Origin of the sequence: Streptococcus sp. HMSC067H01, from assembly GCF_001814775.1 — a bacterium.
GTDB lineage: Bacteria > Bacillota > Bacilli > Lactobacillales > Streptococcaceae > Streptococcus.
In genome coordinates this window covers 249,761-268,127 of the sequence record NZ_KV817803.1, presented here as the reverse complement: position 1 = coordinate 268,127, position 18,367 = coordinate 249,761, and the positions used below count along the sequence as shown (strand labels likewise).

At 40.8% G+C, this 18,367-nt stretch carries 20 protein-coding genes; 17 read left to right on the top strand and 3 right to left on the bottom strand.

Features of this window, described 5'->3' with window-relative positions:
• The first annotated feature begins 64 nt into the window (after positions 1-64).
• From rsmH to dnaJ, 15 genes are all read left to right on the top strand, one after another.
• Entirely contained in the window at positions 65-1,015 is a 951-nt protein-coding gene (rsmH, locus tag HMPREF2987_RS07830; RefSeq protein WP_075228524.1) for a 16S rRNA (cytosine(1402)-N(4))-methyltransferase RsmH, read from the top strand.
• A gap of 9 nt (positions 1,016-1,024) precedes the next feature.
• Positions 1,025-1,342, top strand: coding sequence for a cell division protein FtsL (gene ftsL / locus HMPREF2987_RS07825; protein WP_075230050.1), 318 nt, complete (start codon positions 1,025-1,027; stop codon positions 1,340-1,342).
• A gap of 3 nt (positions 1,343-1,345) precedes the next feature.
• Entirely contained in the window at positions 1,346-3,601 is a 2,256-nt protein-coding gene (gene pbp2X / locus HMPREF2987_RS07820) for a penicillin-binding protein PBP2X (protein ID WP_075230049.1), read from the top strand.
• Position 3,602: 1 nt separating this feature from the next.
• Positions 3,603-4,583 (top strand): phospho-N-acetylmuramoyl-pentapeptide-transferase, encoded by a 981-nt coding sequence (gene mraY / locus HMPREF2987_RS07815; protein ID WP_075230048.1) that lies wholly within the window; start codon positions 3,603-3,605, stop codon positions 4,581-4,583.
• Between the two features lie 286 nt (positions 4,584-4,869).
• On the top strand, positions 4,870-5,397 hold the full coding sequence (locus HMPREF2987_RS07810; protein WP_075230047.1) for an FUSC family protein: 528 nt from the start codon (positions 4,870-4,872) through the stop codon (positions 5,395-5,397).
• A gap of 75 nt (positions 5,398-5,472) precedes the next feature.
• Positions 5,473-5,829: a MerR family transcriptional regulator gene (locus tag HMPREF2987_RS07805; RefSeq protein ID WP_075230046.1), complete on the top strand. Its 357-nt coding sequence runs from the start codon at positions 5,473-5,475 to the stop codon at positions 5,827-5,829.
• Positions 5,830-5,864: 35 nt separating this feature from the next.
• Entirely contained in the window at positions 5,865-7,211 is a 1,347-nt protein-coding gene (gene glnA, locus HMPREF2987_RS07800) for a type I glutamate--ammonia ligase (protein ID WP_075230045.1), read from the top strand.
• Between the two features lie 119 nt (positions 7,212-7,330).
• Positions 7,331-7,651 (top strand): PadR family transcriptional regulator, encoded by a 321-nt coding sequence (locus HMPREF2987_RS07795; RefSeq protein WP_075230044.1) that lies wholly within the window; start codon positions 7,331-7,333, stop codon positions 7,649-7,651.
• Positions 7,651-8,226 carry a DUF2812 domain-containing protein gene (locus tag HMPREF2987_RS07790; protein ID WP_075230043.1) on the top strand — a complete coding sequence of 192 codons (576 nt, stop codon included), beginning with the start codon at positions 7,651-7,653 and terminating at the stop codon, positions 8,224-8,226. The genes HMPREF2987_RS07795 and HMPREF2987_RS07790 overlap by 1 nt, the downstream gene beginning before the upstream one ends.
• A 21-nt stretch (positions 8,227-8,247) precedes the next feature.
• The gene (locus HMPREF2987_RS07785) at positions 8,248-8,754 is read left to right on the top strand and encodes a DUF2812 domain-containing protein (protein WP_075230042.1); all 507 of its coding nucleotides are present in this window, start codon (positions 8,248-8,250) and stop codon (positions 8,752-8,754) included.
• Between the two features lie 166 nt (positions 8,755-8,920).
• A complete protein-coding gene (gene hrcA, locus HMPREF2987_RS07780; RefSeq protein ID WP_075230041.1) occupies positions 8,921-9,955 on the top strand; it encodes a heat-inducible transcriptional repressor HrcA in 1,035 nt (344 codons plus the stop codon).
• 26 nt (positions 9,956-9,981) lie between these two features.
• Positions 9,982-10,497, top strand: a complete 516-nt coding sequence (gene grpE / locus HMPREF2987_RS07775; protein WP_075230040.1) for a nucleotide exchange factor GrpE — start codon at positions 9,982-9,984, stop codon at positions 10,495-10,497.
• 251 nt (positions 10,498-10,748) lie between these two features.
• Complete coding sequence (dnaK, locus tag HMPREF2987_RS07770; protein WP_049504311.1) at positions 10,749-12,572, top strand: molecular chaperone DnaK; 1,824 nt, start codon at positions 10,749-10,751, stop codon at positions 12,570-12,572.
• A 362-nt stretch (positions 12,573-12,934) separates the two neighbouring features.
• Positions 12,935-13,567: a DJ-1/PfpI family protein gene (locus tag HMPREF2987_RS07765; RefSeq protein WP_075230039.1), complete on the top strand. Its 633-nt coding sequence runs from the start codon at positions 12,935-12,937 to the stop codon at positions 13,565-13,567.
• 273 nt (positions 13,568-13,840) lie between these two features.
• The gene (dnaJ, locus tag HMPREF2987_RS07760; RefSeq protein ID WP_075230038.1) at positions 13,841-14,977 is read left to right on the top strand and encodes a molecular chaperone DnaJ; all 1,137 of its coding nucleotides are present in this window, start codon (positions 13,841-13,843) and stop codon (positions 14,975-14,977) included.
• An 85-nt stretch (positions 14,978-15,062) separates the two neighbouring features.
• Here dnaJ and HMPREF2987_RS07755 read toward each other — a convergent pair whose 3' ends face one another.
• The 3 genes from HMPREF2987_RS07755 to HMPREF2987_RS07745 form a co-directional block, all read right to left on the bottom strand.
• Positions 15,063-15,716, bottom strand: coding sequence for a hypothetical protein (locus tag HMPREF2987_RS07755; protein WP_075230037.1), 654 nt, complete (start codon positions 15,714-15,716; stop codon positions 15,063-15,065).
• A gap of 85 nt (positions 15,717-15,801) precedes the next feature.
• Positions 15,802-16,089 carry a hypothetical protein gene (locus HMPREF2987_RS07750; RefSeq protein WP_075230036.1) on the bottom strand — a complete coding sequence of 96 codons (288 nt, stop codon included), beginning with the start codon at positions 16,087-16,089 and terminating at the stop codon, positions 15,802-15,804.
• 9 nt (positions 16,090-16,098) lie between these two features.
• The gene (locus HMPREF2987_RS07745) at positions 16,099-16,509 is read right to left on the bottom strand and encodes an HIT family protein (protein ID WP_075230035.1); all 411 of its coding nucleotides are present in this window, start codon (positions 16,507-16,509) and stop codon (positions 16,099-16,101) included.
• A 67-nt stretch (positions 16,510-16,576) separates the two neighbouring features.
• Here HMPREF2987_RS07745 and HMPREF2987_RS07740 point away from each other — a divergent pair, with 67 nt between their 5' ends.
• The gene (locus HMPREF2987_RS07740) at positions 16,577-17,308 is read left to right on the top strand and encodes an ABC transporter ATP-binding protein (RefSeq protein ID WP_075230034.1); all 732 of its coding nucleotides are present in this window, start codon (positions 16,577-16,579) and stop codon (positions 17,306-17,308) included.
• Positions 17,305-18,354: an ABC transporter permease gene (locus tag HMPREF2987_RS07735; protein WP_075230033.1), complete on the top strand. Its 1,050-nt coding sequence runs from the start codon at positions 17,305-17,307 to the stop codon at positions 18,352-18,354. The genes HMPREF2987_RS07740 and HMPREF2987_RS07735 overlap by 4 nt, the downstream gene beginning before the upstream one ends.
• Positions 18,355-18,367 lie beyond the last annotated feature (13 nt).

The window sequence follows — 18,367 nt, the reverse complement described above, 5'->3', positions numbered from 1 at the left end:
GCAAGGAAAGGTTTTTGCTTTAGCGAGTGCAAGCTGGTCAGAATTGTGGTAAAATAGATAAGATATGACTAAAGAATTTCATCATGTAACGGTCATGCTCCATGAAACTATTGATATGCTTGATGTGAAACCTGACGGTATTTACGTTGATGCGACCTTGGGTGGAGCAGGCCATAGCGAGTATTTATTAAGTAAATTAAGTGAAAAGGGGCATCTCTATGCCTTTGATCAGGACCAGAATGCCATTGACAATGCCCAAAAACGTCTGGCGCCTTATATAGAAAAAGGAATGGTTACCTTCATCAAGGACAACTTCCGTCATTTGCAAGCACGTTTGCAGGAAGCGGGTGTAGAAGAAATTGATGGTATTTGTTATGATTTGGGAGTTTCGAGCCCACAGTTGGATCAACGTGAGCGTGGTTTTTCCTATAAAAAGGATGCACCGCTGGATATGCGGATGAACCAAGAAGCTAGTTTGACAGCTTATGAGGTTGTCAATCATTATGACTATCATGACTTGGTACGAATCTTTTTCAAATATGGAGAAGATAAGTTTTCCAAGCAGATTGCTCGAAAGATTGAACAGGCGCGTGAGTTGAAACCTATTGAGACAACGACAGAATTGGCCGAGATTATCAAGTCCGCCAAGCCTGCCAAGGAACTCAAGAAAAAAGGTCATCCTGCCAAGCAGATTTTCCAAGCCATCCGTATTGAGGTCAATGATGAACTTGGGGCTGCAGATGAGTCCATCCAACAAGCTATGGAATTACTAGCTGTGGACGGAAGAATCTCAGTCATTACCTTTCATTCGCTGGAAGACCGTTTGACCAAGCAATTGTTCAAAGAGGCTTCAACAGTGGAGGTGCCAAAAGGCTTGCCTTTCATTCCAGATGATCTTAAGCCCAAGATGGAATTAGTCTCTCGTAAACCAATACTACCAAGTAAGGAGGAGTTGGAGGCCAATAATCGTTCCCACTCAGCCAAGCTACGAGTAGCTAGAAAAATTCACAAGTAAGGGGATAAAATGGTAGACAAAAGAGAAACGACGAGCCAATTGCTGCAAGCTCGTATCAAGAGATTTTCGCGTGTTGAGAAGGCTTTTTACCTTTCGATTGCCATTACAGCCCTTGTCTTAGCCATCAGTGTGGTTTATATGCAAACCAAGCTCTTGCAAGTCCAGAGTGAATTAACAACTGTTAATACTCAGATTGAAGAAAAGAAAACGGAGCTAGATGATGCTAAGCAAGAAGTCAATGAATTGATCCGTTCAGAACGACTGACAGGAATTGCGGATTCGCAAGACTTGCAATTAAATAATGAAAATATCCGATCGGCGGAGTAGTATATGAAAACCTGGAAAGAAAAAATAGTACACTTTGCCATTAAGAATCGTAAATCTCCCCTTGAAAACCGCAGACGAGTTGGGAAGAGCCTCAGTCTCTTGGCCGTCTTTCTCTTTGCTGTTTTTTTGGTTAACTTTGCGGTGATTATTGGTACGGGGAAAAAGTTTGGTGTTGACTTGGTCAAAGAAGCTAGTAGGGTCCACCAAACGACTCGCACAGTCCCTGCTAAGAGGGGGACCATTTATGATCGTAATGGAACGCCGATTGCAGAAGATGCAACCTCCTACAATGTTTATGCGATCATTGATAAAGAATACAAATCCGCAAATGGGAAAATTCTCTATGTAGAGGAATCCCAGTATAATAAAGTTGCGGAAGTCTTTCGTAAGTATCTAGATATGGATGAATCCTACGTCAAGGAACAACTCTCGCAACCTAATTTGAAGCAAGTCTCCTTTGGTGTCAAGGGAAATGGTATTACTTATGCCAATATGATGTCCATTAAAAAGGACCTAAAAGCTGCTAAGGTTGAAGGGGTGGATTTTACCACGAGTCCTAATCGAAGCTATCCAAATGGGAAATTCGCATCGTCTTTCATCGGCTTAGCTCAATTGCATGAAAATGAAGACGGGACTAAGCGACTTTTGGGAACTTCTGGTATCGAAAGTTCTCTAAATAGCCTCTTGGCCGGAACAGATGGAATTATCACTTATGAAAAGGATCGTTTGGGGAATATCGTTCCTGGTACTGATCAAGTCACTCAACAGATCGTAAACGGGAAAGACGTCTATACAACCCTATCTAGTCCTTTACAATCTTTTATGGAAAGTCAAATGGACGCTTTCCATGAAAAAGTAAAAGGAAAATATATGACTGCGACCTTGGTCAGCGCCAAGACAGGGGAAGTTCTTGCCACAACCCAAAGACCAACCTTTGATGCTGATACCAAAGAAGGGATTACAGAGGAATTCGTTTGGCGTGATATCCTTTATCAAAGTAACTACGAACCAGGATCGACCATGAAGGTTTTGACGCTTGCGGCAGCCATTGATAACAAGACCTTCCCTGGGGGAGAATATTTCAATAGTAGCGAGTTGAAGGTGGCGGATGCTACCATCAAGGACTGGGACGTCAATGAAGGTTTGACAAGTGGTGGCATGATGACCTTCTCACAAGGATTTGCCCACTCAAGTAATATTGGTATGACTCTCTTAGAACAAAAAATGGGAGATGCTACTTGGTTAGACTACCTCAACCGTTTCAAATTTGGAGTTCCAACTCGTTTTGGTATGACTGATGAATACGCGGGACAACTCCCTGAGGATAATATTGTCAATATTGCCATGAGTTCTTTTGGTCAAGGGATTTCAGTAACACAAACTCAGATGCTTCGTGCCTTTACGGCGATTGCTAATGATGGTGTTATGTTGGAGCCTAAGTTTATCAGCGCTCTCTATGACCCAAATGATCAAACCGTCCGTAAATCACAAAAAGAAGTTGTGGGAAATCCTGTCTCTAAAGAAGCAGCAAGTGTAACTAGAGATCATATGGTTATGGTAGGTACAGATCCTACCTATGGTACTATGTACAATCACAGTACTGGTAAGGGAACAATCAATGTTCCAGGACAAAATGTTGCCCTGAAATCAGGAACAGCTCAGATTGCAGATGAGAAAAATGGAGGCTACCTGCGAGGGGAAACAAACTATATCTTCTCAGTTGTCTCTATGCATCCCGCAGAAAATCCAGATTTTATCCTCTATGTGACAGTTCAACAACCAGAACATTATTCTGGGATTCCGTTAGGAGAATTCGCAAACCCTATCTTGGAGAGAGCTTCGGCCATGAAAGAATCACTCAATCTTCAATCTACAGCTAAGAATTTGGACCAAGTGACAACTGTAACTAGTTATGCAATGCCAGAAATGAAGGATTATAGTCCTGGAGATTTGGCGGAGGAGCTACGTCGTAACCTTGTCCAACCGATTGTTATCGGTTCAGGGACAAAAATCAAGGAAAGCTCTGTAGCAGAAGGGACAAATCTGGATGCTAACGAGCAAATCTTGCTTCTGTCTGATAAGGTAGAGGAGATGCCTGACTTATACGGTTGGACTAAGAAAAATATCGAAACCCTTGCCAAGTGGTTGAATATCGAGGTTGAATTTGAGGGGACAGGTCAGACTGTCAAACAACAAAGCGTTCGTGCCCATACAGCTTTGAAAGATATCGAGAAAATAAAAATAACATTAGGAGATTAGAATGCTTATTTCTATCCTTGCTGGAATATCTGCCTTTATTCTTACAGTTATCGGGATTCCAGCCTTTATCCGTTTTTACCGAAAAGCACAAATTACTGGTCAACAGATGCATGAGGATGTCAAGCAACACCAAGCAAAAGCAGGAACACCAACCATGGGAGGGCTTGTCTTTCTCATAACGGGAGTTGTGATCAGCTTTGTATTTGCACTTTTGACCAATCAATTGACCAACAATCTAGGGATGATTCTATTTATCCTGGTCTTGTATGGTTTGGTTGGTTTCTTGGATGATTTCCTCAAGGTCTTTCGCAAAATCAATGAAGGGCTTAATCCAAAACAAAAACTCTTGCTTCAACTAGTCGGAGGAGTTATCTTCTATTTCTTCTATGAAAGAGGTGGAGATATCTTAAATGTATTTGGTTATCCCTTGCATTTAGGTGTTCTTTACATTCTCTTTGCCCTCTTTTGGTTAGTTGGTTTCTCAAATGCAGTTAACCTGACTGATGGAATTGATGGTTTGGCAAGTATTTCGGTGGTGATTAGTCTATCTGCCTACGGAGTCATTGCTTATGTGCAAAACCAGTTAGATATCCTGTTAGTAATTTTAGCCATGATTGGTGGTTTGCTTGGCTTCTTTGTCTTTAACCACAAACCAGCTAAAGTCTTTATGGGGGACGTAGGAAGTCTAGCCCTTGGAGGAATGTTGGCTGCTATTTCCATGGCTCTTCACCAAGAATGGACGTTGCTTTTGATTGGGATTGTATATGTTTTTGAAACAACATCTGTTATGATGCAAGTCAGCTATTTTAAACTGAGTGGAGGTAAGCGTATCTTCCGGATGACACCTGTTCATCACCATTTTGAACTGGGTGGTTTTTCTGGAAAAGGACAAGCCTGGAGTGAGTGGAAGGTCGACTTCTTCTTCTGGGGAGTAGGTTTGCTAGCGAGCTTTATAACCTTGGCTTTCTTGTATCTGTTTTAAAAAATAAATGAGAATAAAAAGCTTGAGGCTGGGGCAAAAGTCCTAGCCTCTCAATTGTCTTTGGATTGTCGAGCAAGACGCAGTGGTTGAGTGGTCTCTACTACGCTGATTTCATCAGCTTTTACAGCCCTACTCAACTGTGCGGAGGTGGGACGACGAAATCGAATTCTAACGAATTACCGATTTCTGTCCCACTCTCTTTTTCTGTCTTTTCCTACAGTTTATTGCTATACCTTTCTCAAAAGTAGGTGAATTTATGATAAAATGGAGATAGAAAGTTTAAATTATGAGTTATTTTAAAAAATATAGATTTGATAAGGCTAAGTTCAAATTAGGCATGCGTACTTTTAAGACGGGCATTGCAGTTTTTCTAGTGCTATTGACTTTTGGGTTCTTTGGCTGGAAAGGGTTGCAGATTGGAGCTCTGACCGCTGTTTTTAGTTTAAGAGAAGATTTTGACAAGAGTGTACATTTTGGAACTTCGCGTATTTTGGGAAATAGTATCGGTGGTTTTTACGCCCTTGTTTTCTTCCTCTTAAACACTCTATTTCAAGAAGCCTTTTGGGTGACCTTGCTGATCGTTCCAATTTGCACCATGTTAACCATTATGACAAATGTAGCTATGAATAATAAAGCAGGTGTTATCGGTGGTGTTTCAGCTATGTTAATTATTACTCTCTCTATTCCGAGCGGGGAGACTGTTTTGTACGTATTTGCCCGAGTATTTGAAACTTTTATGGGTGTTTTTGTGGCAATTATCGTAAATTATGATATTGACCGCTTACGTAGCATTTTTGAGAAAAAAGAAAAATAATGTCATATAATGTGACATTATCGTTTGACGGTTAAAAAAAATTAGACTATAATAGACAGAAAGAAGGAAGTGCACATGAAGGAGAAAGAATTTCGTCGCAATATGGCAGTTTTCCCTATTGGCAGTGTTATGAAGCTGACCGATCTTTCGGCTCGCCAAATTCGTTATTATGAAGATCAGGACTTGATTAAGCCTGATCGAAACGAAGGCAATCGCCGTATGTACTCGCTGAATGACATGGATCGATTGCTTGAGATTAAGGACTATATCTCTGAAGGTCTGAACATTGCTGCTATCAAGAAAAAATATGCCGAACGTGAGGCGAAAGCCAAGAAACCAGTCAGTCAAACTGAGGTGCGTCGGGCCCTTCGGAATGAAGTTCTTCAACAAAGTCGCTTTGCTTCTCAACAATCGCCTTTTGGTCGCGGTTAGGCAACCGCTAGTCGTCAAATATAAGGAGAAAAAACATGCCAATCACAGCTGCAGATATTCGTCGTGAAGTTAAGGAAAAAAATGTAACCTTTATCCGTCTCATGTTTTCAGATATTTTGGGAACAATGAAAAACGTCGAAATTCCTGCTACAGATGAACAACTAGACAAGGTCTTGTCAAACAAGGCTATGTTTGATGGATCTTCTATTGAAGGGTTTGTTCGTATCAATGAATCAGATATGTACTTGTACCCTGACCTGGACACATGGACTGTCTTCCCTTGGGGAGATGAGAACGGTAGTGTCGCAGGATTGATCTGTGATGTCTATACAACAGAAGGAGAGCCATTTGCTGGAGATCCTCGAAGCAATCTTAAACGAGCTCTTCATCACATGGAGAAAGTTGGTTTCAAATCTTTCAACCTTGGTCCGGAACCAGAATTCTTCCTATTCAAGCTTGATGAAAATGGAGACCCAACTCTTGAGGTGAATGACAAGGGTGGTTACTTTGATTTGGCGCCTACAGACCTTGCCGATAACACTCGCCGTGAGATCGTTAACGTCTTGACCAAGATGGGATTTGAAGTAGAAGCCAGTCACCACGAAGTTGCCGTAGGTCAACATGAGATTGACTTTAAGTACGATGAAGTTCTTCGTGCATGTGACAAGATTCAAATCTTTAAACTCGTTGTAAAAACCATTGCTCGTAAACATGGTTTGTATGCAACCTTTATGGCTAAACCTAAATTTGGTATCGCTGGTTCAGGGATGCACTGCAATATGTCCTTGTTTGATGCTGAAGGGAACAACGCCTTCTTTGATCCAAATGATCCAAAAGGAATGCAATTGTCAGAAACAGCCTATCATTTCCTTGGTGGTTTGATCAAGCACGCTTACAATTACACAGCTATCATGAACCCGACAGTTAACTCATACAAACGTTTGGTTCCAGGCTACGAAGCGCCGGTTTACATCGCTTGGGCTGGTCGTAACCGTTCACCTTTGGTGCGCGTTCCTGCTACTCGTGGAATGGGAACACGTTTGGAATTGCGCTCAGTAGACCCAATGGCAAATCCATATATCGCAATGGCTGTTCTTTTGGAAGTTGGTTTGCACGGTATTGAAAACAAAATCGAAGCACCAGCGCCAATCGAAGAAAACATCTATATCATGACTGCAGAAGAGCGTAAAGAGGCTGGCATCACAGACCTTCCATCAACTCTTCATAACGCTTTGAAGGCTATGACAGAAGACGAAGTGGTTAAAGCAGCTCTAGGTGAACACATCTACACTAGCTTCCTTGAAGCCAAACGAATTGAATGGGCAAGCTATGCAACCTTCGTTTCACAATGGGAAATTGATAACTACCTAGATTTATACTAATGATAAATCAGAAAGATTGTCCGTGAGGACGATCTTTTTTTCTTGCAATTTATATCGAGGTGTGATATATTGTTTGTAACGAAGTGCGATATATCGAACTAAATAGGAGGTCTGGTTAAATGGAATTAACAGATAAGATTAGGCGTGTCTACCTTCCCATGACTGAAACGGGTTTTTATATTCTATTCTGTCTGCAAAAGGAGAACCATGGTTATGGTATTACACAAAAGGTCAAAGAGATGACAGATTCACAAGTATCAATTAGTCCTGGAACTATGTATGGAACCCTGTCAAAGATGGAAAAAGATGGTTTGGTTTCCTTTGTCCGAGAAGAGGAAAAACGTAAAATCTATCAGATAACAGACTTGGGTCGAAAAGTTTTAGAGATTGAGTTGAAACGTATTGGGCGGCTCTATAGAAACAGTCGGGAGGAGCTTTGATGGAAAAGAAAGTTGTTTATAGAATTGCTACCATTGCGGATTATGATAGAGAGGCTCTCTATCTCGGAGAAATGCATGCTCAGGGCTGGAAACTTAAGGAAGTAAGCTACTCTAACTTAGTAGTTGCGGTTAAGTATACTTTTGAAAAGTGCCAACCAGAGCAGGTGATTTATCAGTTGGACTTTTATCCTATGAAAAAGTCAGAGAGAGCTTCCTATTTACAACTATTTAAAGATTGTGGGTGGGAGCATATTACAGACTTTAATGGTTTTTCCTACTTTAGAAAACTTTATTCTGGAGTTGAGTCGGATGCCGAGTTTGAAATTTATAATGACGCGGCCGGGAAGTTAGCAATGGTCAAGAAGATTTTAACAATGCGGATGCTTCCTATTTTGCTTCTCTTTTCAGCTCTACTACCGGTTTTCTCAAAGTTTGCCAGTGGAGGTAGTCATTTCAGTTGGGAAATGTTTTTCATTGTCATAATAGATTGGGTTTTATTGATAGTTTTTGCGATTCAGATTTCTTATATTTTTTGGAGATTGTTTCAAAAGTGGAAAGAATTATCTGATAAATAAAACCATTTTGGAGGTTAGACAATGAATAGCAAAGTACAATTTCGAATGTTTACCATTTTTGATTTGGATAAGGTAGAAGATTATTTGCATGAGATGCATTTGAAAGGTTGGAAATTTAAATCGAATCGTTTTGGATTTTTCTATTTTGAACAATGCCAACCTGATGATGTAATTTACCGTGTGTGGAATACTAGCTATCTTAGAAAAAATGAGCTAGATTTACAAGGTATTAAGGATAGAGAATGGGAATTTGTGGAAAATTGTTCTTATTCTGTGTTTCGAAAAGCAACTTGTGATGTAGATTTAAATGATCAATCTTTCATGAACAATCATCTTCGATGGGATGTTGTGAAATCTGGACTTCGTACATTGACAGTAACCATCTCTGGTGGTCTAGTTGTTTGTATGAGCTTGTTTCGCGAAAGTCTCTCTCGGTCTTTCTTCCTTATTTTTGCCCTATATGCTCTCATGATTACTTATCTAATCTATAGTTTTTATAGACTTAAACGGAAATATCTGGTTGATTGACAATAGTTTCTAGGTCCTCAGACTGATTTTTAGCACTCTTGGTAAAAGAGTGCTAATTTTTTGAGTTTTTTTCTTGACATTCTTTTCTAAGGGTGTATAATAGAATCATAAGTTAGCACTTGGGTGTTTCGAGTGCTAAAATGATCTATCAGAGAGGAGTGACGAGATGGTTACGGAACGTCAGCAGAGTATTTTAAATCTGATTATTGACATCTTTACCAAAACGCACGAACCTGTTGGATCCAAAGCCTTGCAAGAGTCTATCAACTCTAGTAGTGCTACCATTCGAAATGACATGGCGGCTTTAGAAAAGCAAGGTTTGCTTGAAAAGGCACATACTTCCAGTGGTCGGATGCCGAGTGTGGCTGGTTTTCAATACTATGTCAAACACTCCTTATCCTTCGACCGTTTAGCCGAGAATCAAGTTTATGAGATTCTAAAAGCCTTTGATCAAGAATTCTTCAAGCTAGAGGATATTCTTCAAGAGGCAACGAAAATTTTGTCAGACTTGAGTGGTTGTACGGTTGTAGCGCTGGATGTAGAACCAAGTAGGCAGAAGCTGACAGCTTTTGATATTGTTGTCCTCGGGCAACATACAGCTCTTGCTGTTTTTACGCTTGATGAGTCTAGAACAGTTACCAGTCAGTTTTTGATTCCGAGAAATTTCTTGCAGGAGGATTTGAACCGCCTCAAGACCATGATTCAAGAACGTTTCCTGGATCAGACTGTTTTGGATATTCACTACAAGATTCGGACAGAGATTCCGCAAATTATCCAACGTTACTTCACAACAACGGATAATGTTATGGATCTCGTTGAACATATCTTCAAAGAAATGTTCAATGAAAATATCGTGGTTTCTGGCAAAGTCAATCTTTTGAATTTCGCTAATCTAGCTGCCTATCAATTCTTTGATCAACCACAAAAGGTTGCTTTGGAAATTCGAGAGAATCTGATTGGCGACCAGATGCAAAGTGTCCGAGTTGCGGATAGCCAAGAATCCTGTTTAGCTGACTTAGCAGTGATTAGCAGTAAGTTCCTGATTCCCTATCGTGGATTTGGAATCCTTGCGATTATAGGTCCCGTTAATCTGGATTATCAACAATTGGTCAATCAACTCAATGTAGTTAATCGAGTTTTGACTATGAAGTTGACGGATTTTTACCGCTATCTCAGCAGCAATCACTATGAAGTGAATTAAGATTGAAATCATTAAAGGAGGCGAAAATGGCCCAAGATATTAAAAATGAAGAAGTAAAAGAAGAGGAAGTTGTGGAAACAGCTGAAGAAACAACTCCTGAAAAGTCTGAATTGGACTTGGCCAATGAACGTGCCGAAGAATTTGAAAACAAATACCTTCGTGCTCATGCAGAAATGCAAAACATTCAGCGCCGTGCCAACGAAGAGCGCCAACTCTTGCAACGCTATCGCAGTCAAGATTTGGCAAAAGCAATCTTGCCATCACTTGATAACCTCGAACGTGCCCTTGCCGTCGAAGGATTGACAGATGATGTGAAGAAGGGCTTGGCAATGGTTCAAGAAAGTTTGGTACATGCTCTGAAAGAAGAAGGTATCGAAGAAATCCCAGCAGATGGAGAATTTGATCATAACTACCACATGGCTATTCAAACAGTTCCAGCAGATGACGAACATCCAGCAGATACCATCGCACAAGTCTTCCAAAAAGGCTACAAACTCCATGACCGCATTCTACGCCCAGCCATGGTGGTAGTCTATAACTAGGCAATAGAGCTTAAAAATTTTGTCCGAAATGACAATAAACTATGAAGAAAGATAAAAAATTATTCAGCTTTGCAATAGTGAGCGAAGCGAACTATTGGCGATATTCTTCGCCGTGGCGCTATTTGCGCAAACTTTGAGACTTTAGGCTCAAAGTTTAGTCAAAGAGATTGACGAAGTCAAACTCTGACGGCGCCGCAACTTAAGAAGAGTATCAAAAAGAAAAAAGAGAAAAATAACAAGGAGAAAAACATATGTCTAAAATTATCGGTATTGACTTAGGTACAACAAACTCAGCAGTAGCAGTTCTTGAAGGAACAGAAAGCAAAATCATCGCAAACCCAGAAGGAAATCGCACAACTCCATCTGTTGTGTCATTCAAAAACGGTGAAATCATCGTTGGTGACGCTGCAAAACGCCAAGCAGTCACAAACCCAGATACAGTTATCTCTATCAAATCTAAGATGGGAACTTCTGAAAAAGTTTCTGCTAATGGAAAAGAATACACTCCACAAGAAATCTCAGCTATGATTCTTCAATACTTGAAAGGCTACGCTGAAGAATACCTTGGTGAAAAAGTAACGAAAGCAGTTATCACAGTTCCAGCTTACTTCAATGATGCTCAACGTCAAGCAACTAAAGACGCTGGTAAAATCGCTGGCCTTGAAGTAGAACGTATCGTCAACGAACCAACTGCAGCAGCTCTTGCTTACGGTTTGGACAAGACAGACAAAGAAGAAAAAATCTTGGTATTCGACCTTGGTGGTGGTACATTCGACGTATCTATCCTTGAATTGGGTGATGGTGTCTTTGACGTATTGGCAACTGCAGGGGATAACAAACTCGGTGGTGACGACTTTGACCAAAAAATTATCGACCACTTGGTAGCAGAATTCAAGAAAGAAAACGGCATCGACTTGTCAAACGACAAGATGGCTCTTCAACGTTTGAAAGACGCAGCTGAAAAAGCTAAGAAAGACCTTTCTGGAGTGACTTCAACTCAAATCAGCTTGCCATTTATCACTGCTGGTGAAGCTGGACCTCTTCACTTGGAAATGACTTTGACTCGTGCTAAATTCGACGACTTGACTCGTGACCTTGTAGAACGTACAAAAGTTCCAGTTCGCCAAGCCCTTTCAGATGCAGGTTTGAGCTTGTCAGAAATCGACGAAGTGATCCTTGTCGGTGGTTCAACTCGTATCCCAGCAGTTGTTGAAGCTGTTAAAGCTGAAACTGGTAAAGAACCAAACAAATCAGTTAACCCTGATGAAGTAGTTGCTATGGGAGCTGCGATCCAAGGTGGTGTCATCACTGGTGATGTTAAAGACGTTGTCCTTCTTGACGTAACACCATTGTCACTTGGTATCGAAACAATGGGTGGAGTCTTCACAAAACTCATCGACCGCAACACTACAATTCCAACTTCTAAATCACAAGTCTTCTCAACTGCAGCAGACAACCAACCAGCCGTTGATATCCACGTTCTTCAAGGGGAACGCCCAATGGCAGCAGATAACAAGACTCTTGGACGTTTCCAATTGACAGATATCCCAGCTGCACCTCGTGGTATTCCACAAATCGAAGTAACATTTGACATCGATAAGAACGGTATCGTATCTGTTAAAGCAAAAGATCTTGGAACTCAAAAAGAACAAACTATTGTGATCCAATCGAACTCAGGCTTGACAGACGAAGAAATCGATCGCATGATGAAAGATGCAGAAGCAAACGCTGAAGCAGATAAGAAACGTAAAGAAGAAGTTGATCTTCGTAACGAAGTAGACCAAGCTATCTTTGCGACTGAAAAGACAATCAAGGAAACTGAAGGTAAAGGCTTCGATGCAGAACGTGATGCTGCACAAGCTGCCCTTGATGATCTTAAGAAAGCACAAGAAGACAACAACTTGGACGACATGAAAGCAAAACTTGAAGCATTGAACGAAAAAGCTCAAGGCCTTGCGGTTAAACTCTACGAACAAGCCGCAGCAGCGCAACAAGCTCAAGCAGGAGCAGAAGGCGCACAAGCAACAGGAAACGCAGGCGATGACGTCGTAGACGGAGAGTTTACTGAAAAGTAAGATGCAAAGCCCGTTAAAACCTCACAGTGAAAATAGGAAATCTGACGCAGAAACTTTAGTTTCTAGAAAGATTTGTCTTTTTCACCAAGAGGTTAGGGCGTGCTCAGTTCGGTAAGATGTTGAGGCGTTAAGAAAACGAAAGAAAAATAGGAAGCCATCGTCTTGTGCGATGCACAAAAGATGGCTTGTCTTTTTTCCGAAATTTTTAGCCGAAACTCAGTTAAGCCTAACTCGTTAAGAATGTCAAATCATTAAAGTGATTGTCCTTCTACAGTGCTTTGCTTAAATGTTAATAATGATAAGAAGAAATCCAGAGGTTGCAAACCAGCCTCTGTTTTTCGGTAAAATAGAGGATGTTGCGTATGAAAAAAGTACTTTGTATCATTTATCCTAATTTTTCTCTTTATGAGATAACCACTTTAACAAGTACTTTAGCCCTGTCTTTTGACGTAACAATTGATTATGTGGCTTCAGAACATTCGATAGTTATATCTGAGGATGGCTTACCCTGTCAACCGACCAAAACATTGGATCAAATCCGTATAGAAGATTATTCTTGTGTGATTTTGCCAGGAATGGTAAATATAGGTCCTGCCCTACAGGATGAGGAATTGATTTCGTTTTTGAGGGGTCTTGGTGAGCAAGATGTCTTAATTGCAGCCATTTCTTCAGCCCCCCTTTTATTAGCCAAAGCAGGCTTGTTGAAGGACACGAAATTTACAGGTGGAATTTGGCAAAACTTCTTTGACTATTTTGAATTTCTTCCACGTGAGAATTTCCAACCCAAACTGGTTGTGCGAGATAAAAATATCATTACGGCTATAGGCTTTGCGCATCAAGAGTTTGCAAGGAAAGTGATTCTAAGTCTAGGGTTGGCAGAGAATACGGATAACTATTTTAAAGAAAAAAACGAGTATGCTGAAGAGGATTTGATATTTACTCTATCAGATGAAGAGTTTGATCAAGTTGAGCGAAGTATAGAAAACACCCTCTAAAGATTTACATAAAAATTATAGAAAGGAACAAAGAGCGTTCGGGGAATTGAACTCGAGCTCTGAAGTTTCTTACTCAATATAAAAGAAAGGAATTGAACCCGACCTACATCGTGGTTTAATTCACAACATCAATAGAAAGGAACAAGTGTGTTCAGGAAATTGAACACGGGCTACGGACTGTGCCAAAAAGATAGTTTTTTCTAGGACGTAAGCGTCCGTCGTCAAAACTCCTATTTTGTCTGTGTCCGTTTGACGCCCTTTGTATCTTGAATTATGAACAATACTGAATTTTATGACCGATTGGGCGTTTCAAAGAATGCATCTCAAGATGAGATCAAGAGGGCCTATCGGAAATTATCTAAAAAATATCACCCAGATATCAACAAGGATCCTGGTGCTGAGGACAAGTACAAGGAAGTTCAAGAAGCTTATGAGACCTTAAGTGATGAACAGAAACGTGCTGCCTATGACCAATATGGTGCGGCTGGAGCCAACGGTGGTTTTGGTGGTGCTGGCGGTTTCGGTGGCTTTGATGGAGCAGGTGGCTTTGGCGGATTTGAAGATATCTTCTCAAGCTTCTTTGGTGGTGGCGGTGCATCACGTAATCCAAACGCCCCTCGTCAAGGTGACGACCTCCAGTATCGCGTTCATTTGACTTTTGAAGAAGCTATTTTTGGTACAGAAAAGGAAGTCAAATACAATCGTGAAGCAAGCTGTCGTACTTGTAATGGGTCTGGTGCTAAACCTGGAACAAGTCCAGTTACTTGTGGACGCTGTCATGGTTCAGGTGTGATCAATGTTGATACCCAAACACCTCTCGGTATGATGCGTCGCCAGGTAATCTGTGATGTCTGTCATGGTCGTGGTCAAGAAATCAAAGATCCATGTACAACTTGTCATGGAACTGGTCATGAAAAACAAGCCCATAGCGTACACGTAAAAATCCCTGCTGGTGTGGAAACTGGTCAACAAATCCGCCTAGCTGGTCAAGGTGAAGCTGGTTTTAATGGAGGTCCTTATGGTGACTTATACGTGGTGGTTTCAGTTGAAGCTAGTGATAAGTTTGAACGTGAAGGAACTACTATCTTCTACAATTTGAACCTCAATTTTGTTCAAGCAGCACTTGGTGATACAGTAGACATTCCTACAGTTCATGGTGATGTAGAATTAGTCATTCCAGAAGGAACTCAGACTGGTAAACGATTCCGCCTACGTGGGAAAGGTGCGCCTAACCTTCGTGGTGGTGCCCTTGGTGACCAATACGTTACTGTCAATGTTGTTACCCCAACAGGTTTGAATGACCGCCAAAAAGCAGCCTTGAAGGAATTCGCAGCTGCAGGTGATCTAAAAGTCAGTCCAAAGAAAAAAGGCTTCTTTGACCATATTAAGGATGCCTTTGAAGGAGAATAAAGCATAAAGTAAAAAGAGCCTTCGGGCTCTTTTTCGTGCAATCTTAAGACTTTTAGCATGGGAGAAAGAATCTCCAACTGGTCTACTATTGATATTTTTGAGTTAGCAAGCCAGCCTCATCCATGTCATGGATGAGTTGCTTGAGTTCTGCTTCCTTACCAGGCTTAACGGTGACGGTATCAATGCGCTTAATCGCCGAATTATCCTGAATATCCACCAAGGTCAAAGCTTTTTCATAGAATGCGATTCCCTTTTTCATGCTTTCTGGATCCTGCCAAGAGAGAATAAAGTAAGAAGGATTTGATTTCTTTCCGATTTCTTGGAAATATTTCCTGCTTTCCTCCTCTAAAAATTGGAATAAACCATGATTGAATAAGTTGTCTTCTACTGAATGGTAGGAAATATCTCCTGTGTTTAAGACATAGACTTTGAGTCGGTTTTTAGTAAGGTTTGGGCTTTCTTTTAGGACTGGGTGGCTATTGACGACATCATCAGAGAATGTCACATAAAAATCTAAGCCCCCGCCTTCGAATTGATAGCTTCCATTTGATTCTACTTTCTCAGGAGGCAGGTCAAGGGAGATAAAGATTTGTTTTAAGGATTCATTTCCTTCTCGAATATCACCAGGTGAGGCCTTGAAAAGATTGGCCAGTATTAGGAATGCCAGAGCTGCAAGAAGGCAGAGACCACCACAAATAATCAGGATGATCCGCGTCAAAACTTTAAAAAACTGTTTCATTTTCATGCCCTCCCTGGTCTGTTAGGATCTGCTGACCCAAAATGGATTTAAAGGGGAATAAGGAAAGTTGGAGATTTTCTTTACATTAGTTCTCTTCAGTTTTCTGCATTTCTTTTAGTACAGCAAGTCTCGTTTGAACATCTTTTTCCAGGACTTTAAACTTATAGGTCAAATCTTTTTGATATTCCTTGATGAGTTCTTTTTGTTGGTCAATAATTTGCAGGCTATCTTGGATAATATCCAAGTCATCCTTAATGGCTTCAACACGATCAGTAGTATCTAGAACTTCTTTAGTGATAGCTTGGCGATTTTTAACGAGGAGGTATGAACCGACTGCAGAGCCTGCAAAGAGTAGTAAATTTGATAGTTTCATAGTGACTCCTTAAGCGTTTTTGATTGTTTCAGCAACTTGAGCAAGTTTGTCGAAGTCTGGTTCATGTGCGATAAAGTCAATTTTTAGGTCGTCATCTGCACTATAGCGAGGAAGGAGGTGGACATGGGTATGGAAAACCGTTTGTCCAGCAACTTCTTCACAGTTGGCGATGATATTCATACCTTCAGCTTCGGTAGCTTTCATGACTTTTTGAGCAATCTTTGGTACTTGGGCGAAAAGTTGGCTGGCGCTTGCTGCATCCATTTCCAAAAGGTTACGGTAGTGTTCTTTTGGTACGACCAAGGTATGTCCTGATGTTACTTGGGAAATATCAAGGAAGGCAAGAACTTGTTCATCCTCATAAACTTTGGCTGCAGGAATTTCTCCTGTGATAATTTTACAAAAAATACAATCTGACATAAAAACCACCTCTACTGTATTGAATTTTGATATAATATAGCTACATTATACCAGATTTGGAGAAAATATGTTAGAAATTAAAAACCTGACAGGTGGCTATGTCCATGTCCCTGTCTTGAAAGATGTGTCCTTTACAGTCGAGAGTGGACAGTTGGTCGGTTTGATCGGTCTCAATGGTGCAGGAAAATCAACGACCATCAATGAAATTATTGGACTTTTGACACCTTATAGTGGAGAAATAAACATCGACGGGCTAACCTTAGGTACTAATCCTCGTGAATATCGTCAGCAGATTGGTTATATTCCTGAAACTCCTAGTTTGTACGAGGAATTGACTCTCAGAGAACATATCGAGACGGTTGCCATGGCCTATGGTATTGAGCAAAACCTAGCTTTTGAACGTGTAGAACCTCTTTTAAAAATGTTCCGTTTGGATCAGAAGTTGGATTGGTTCCCTGTTCATTTTTCGAAAGGGATGAAGCAGAAGGTCATGATTATCTGTGCCTTTGTTGTGGATCCGAGTCTCTTTATCGTCGATGAACCTTTCCTTGGTCTTGATCCCCTGGCGATTTCGGACTTGATTCAGCTTTTGGATCTTGAAAAGAAAAAAGGCAAGTCTATCCTCATGAGTACCCACGTTCTTGACTCTGCTGAAAAAATGTGTGATTCTTTTGTCATTCTCCACAAAGGTCAAGTCAGAGCTAAAGGGGATCTTGAAGAGCTGAGACAAGCTTTTGCCATGCCTCAAGCAAGTCTCAATGATATCTATTTGGCTTTGACCAAAGAGGAGGACCGATGAAAGACTTGTTTCTAAAGCGAAAGCAGGCTTTTCGTAAAGAGTGTGTCGGTTATCTGCGCTATGTTCTCAATGACCACTTTGTCTTGTTTTTACTGGTCTTGGTAGGTTTTCTAGCCTATCAGTATAGTCAACTGCTCCAGCATTTTCCTGAGAATCACTTACCAATCATATGTTTAATTGGGATTGTCTCTGTTTTACTCTTACTTTGGGGAGGAATAGCGACTTATGTGGAAGCGCCTGATAAGCTCTTTCTCTTAGTAGCTGAAGAAGAAGTGAGAGAACACATTCAGAAGCAAAGTTTAGCTTCCTTCATCTTTTGGGTTAGTGTACAGACTCTCTTTTTGCTCCTTTTTACCCCTCTATTTTTAGCCATGGGCTTAGGCTTAGGAGTTTTTGGGGTCTATGTTCTTCTGTTGGGAGTCGGGAAATATTTCCTGTTTCAGAAAAAGGCTGGCAAGTTTTTTAGTGCAAATCATCTGGACTGGGACTATGTGATTGCCCAAGAAAGTAAACGCAAGCAGTTCTTGCTTCGCTTCTTTGCCCTCTTTACCCAAGTCAAGGGAATTTCAAACAGCGTCAAGCGACGAGCTTATCTAGATGTTATCCTAAAAGCAGTTCAGAAGGTGCCGGGCAAGATTTGGCAGAACCTCTATCTTCGTTCTTATCTGCGAAACGGAGACCTTTTTGCCCTCAGTCTTCGCCTCCTCTTCCTCTCTTTGCTGGCGTTGATTTTTATCGAGCAAGCTTGGATAGCGACAGCAGTAGTAGTTTTATTTAACTATCTCTTGCTCTTTCAGTTATTGGCCCTCTATCATGCCTTTGACTACCAATATTTGACCCAACTTTTCCCGCTAGACAAGGGTGAGAAGGAGAAAGGGTTGAAAGAAATAGTAACTGCTATTGGACTTTTAGTACTACTACTTGAAAGCCTACTGGGTTTGCTTATCTTTAAAGAAAAAATGCCCCTTTTAGCACTTATTGGAGTTAGTGTCGTTTTGCAATTTCTTTATTTACCTTACCAACTTAAAAGACTGGTTGACGAATAGGCTAAAAACTAGT

What these genes read in the sequence shown, in the direction of transcription:
- HMPREF2987_RS07735 (WP_075230033.1), top strand. Translation starts at nt 17,305, where the DNA reads ATGAAAGACTTGTTTCTAAAGCGAAAGCAGGCTTTTCGTAAAGAGTGT.
- glnA (WP_075230045.1), top strand. Translation starts at nt 5,865, where the DNA reads ATGCCAATCACAGCTGCAGATATTCGTCGTGAAGTTAAGGAAAAAAAT.
- HMPREF2987_RS07805 (WP_075230046.1), top strand. Translation starts at nt 5,473, where the DNA reads ATGAAGGAGAAAGAATTTCGTCGCAATATGGCAGTTTTCCCTATTGGC.
- HMPREF2987_RS07795 (WP_075230044.1), top strand. Translation starts at nt 7,331, where the DNA reads ATGGAATTAACAGATAAGATTAGGCGTGTCTACCTTCCCATGACTGAA.
- dnaJ (WP_075230038.1), top strand. Translation starts at nt 13,841, where the DNA reads ATGAACAATACTGAATTTTATGACCGATTGGGCGTTTCAAAGAATGCA.
- HMPREF2987_RS07765 (WP_075230039.1), top strand. Translation starts at nt 12,935, where the DNA reads ATGAAAAAAGTACTTTGTATCATTTATCCTAATTTTTCTCTTTATGAG.
- ftsL (WP_075230050.1), top strand. Translation starts at nt 1,025, where the DNA reads ATGGTAGACAAAAGAGAAACGACGAGCCAATTGCTGCAAGCTCGTATC.
- rsmH (WP_075228524.1), top strand. Translation starts at nt 65, where the DNA reads ATGACTAAAGAATTTCATCATGTAACGGTCATGCTCCATGAAACTATT.
- HMPREF2987_RS07745 (WP_075230035.1), bottom strand. Translation starts at nt 16,509, where the DNA reads ATGTCAGATTGTATTTTTTGTAAAATTATCACAGGAGAAATTCCTGCA.
- pbp2X (WP_075230049.1), top strand. Translation starts at nt 1,346, where the DNA reads ATGAAAACCTGGAAAGAAAAAATAGTACACTTTGCCATTAAGAATCGT.
- dnaK (WP_049504311.1), top strand. Translation starts at nt 10,749, where the DNA reads ATGTCTAAAATTATCGGTATTGACTTAGGTACAACAAACTCAGCAGTA.
- HMPREF2987_RS07810 (WP_075230047.1), top strand. Translation starts at nt 4,870, where the DNA reads ATGAGTTATTTTAAAAAATATAGATTTGATAAGGCTAAGTTCAAATTA.
- HMPREF2987_RS07740 (WP_075230034.1), top strand. Translation starts at nt 16,577, where the DNA reads ATGTTAGAAATTAAAAACCTGACAGGTGGCTATGTCCATGTCCCTGTC.
- HMPREF2987_RS07750 (WP_075230036.1), bottom strand. Translation starts at nt 16,089, where the DNA reads ATGAAACTATCAAATTTACTACTCTTTGCAGGCTCTGCAGTCGGTTCA.
- grpE (WP_075230040.1), top strand. Translation starts at nt 9,982, where the DNA reads ATGGCCCAAGATATTAAAAATGAAGAAGTAAAAGAAGAGGAAGTTGTG.
- HMPREF2987_RS07790 (WP_075230043.1), top strand. Translation starts at nt 7,651, where the DNA reads ATGGAAAAGAAAGTTGTTTATAGAATTGCTACCATTGCGGATTATGAT.
- mraY (WP_075230048.1), top strand. Translation starts at nt 3,603, where the DNA reads ATGCTTATTTCTATCCTTGCTGGAATATCTGCCTTTATTCTTACAGTT.
- hrcA (WP_075230041.1), top strand. Translation starts at nt 8,921, where the DNA reads ATGGTTACGGAACGTCAGCAGAGTATTTTAAATCTGATTATTGACATC.
- HMPREF2987_RS07755 (WP_075230037.1), bottom strand. Translation starts at nt 15,716, where the DNA reads ATGAAACAGTTTTTTAAAGTTTTGACGCGGATCATCCTGATTATTTGT.
- HMPREF2987_RS07785 (WP_075230042.1), top strand. Translation starts at nt 8,248, where the DNA reads ATGAATAGCAAAGTACAATTTCGAATGTTTACCATTTTTGATTTGGAT.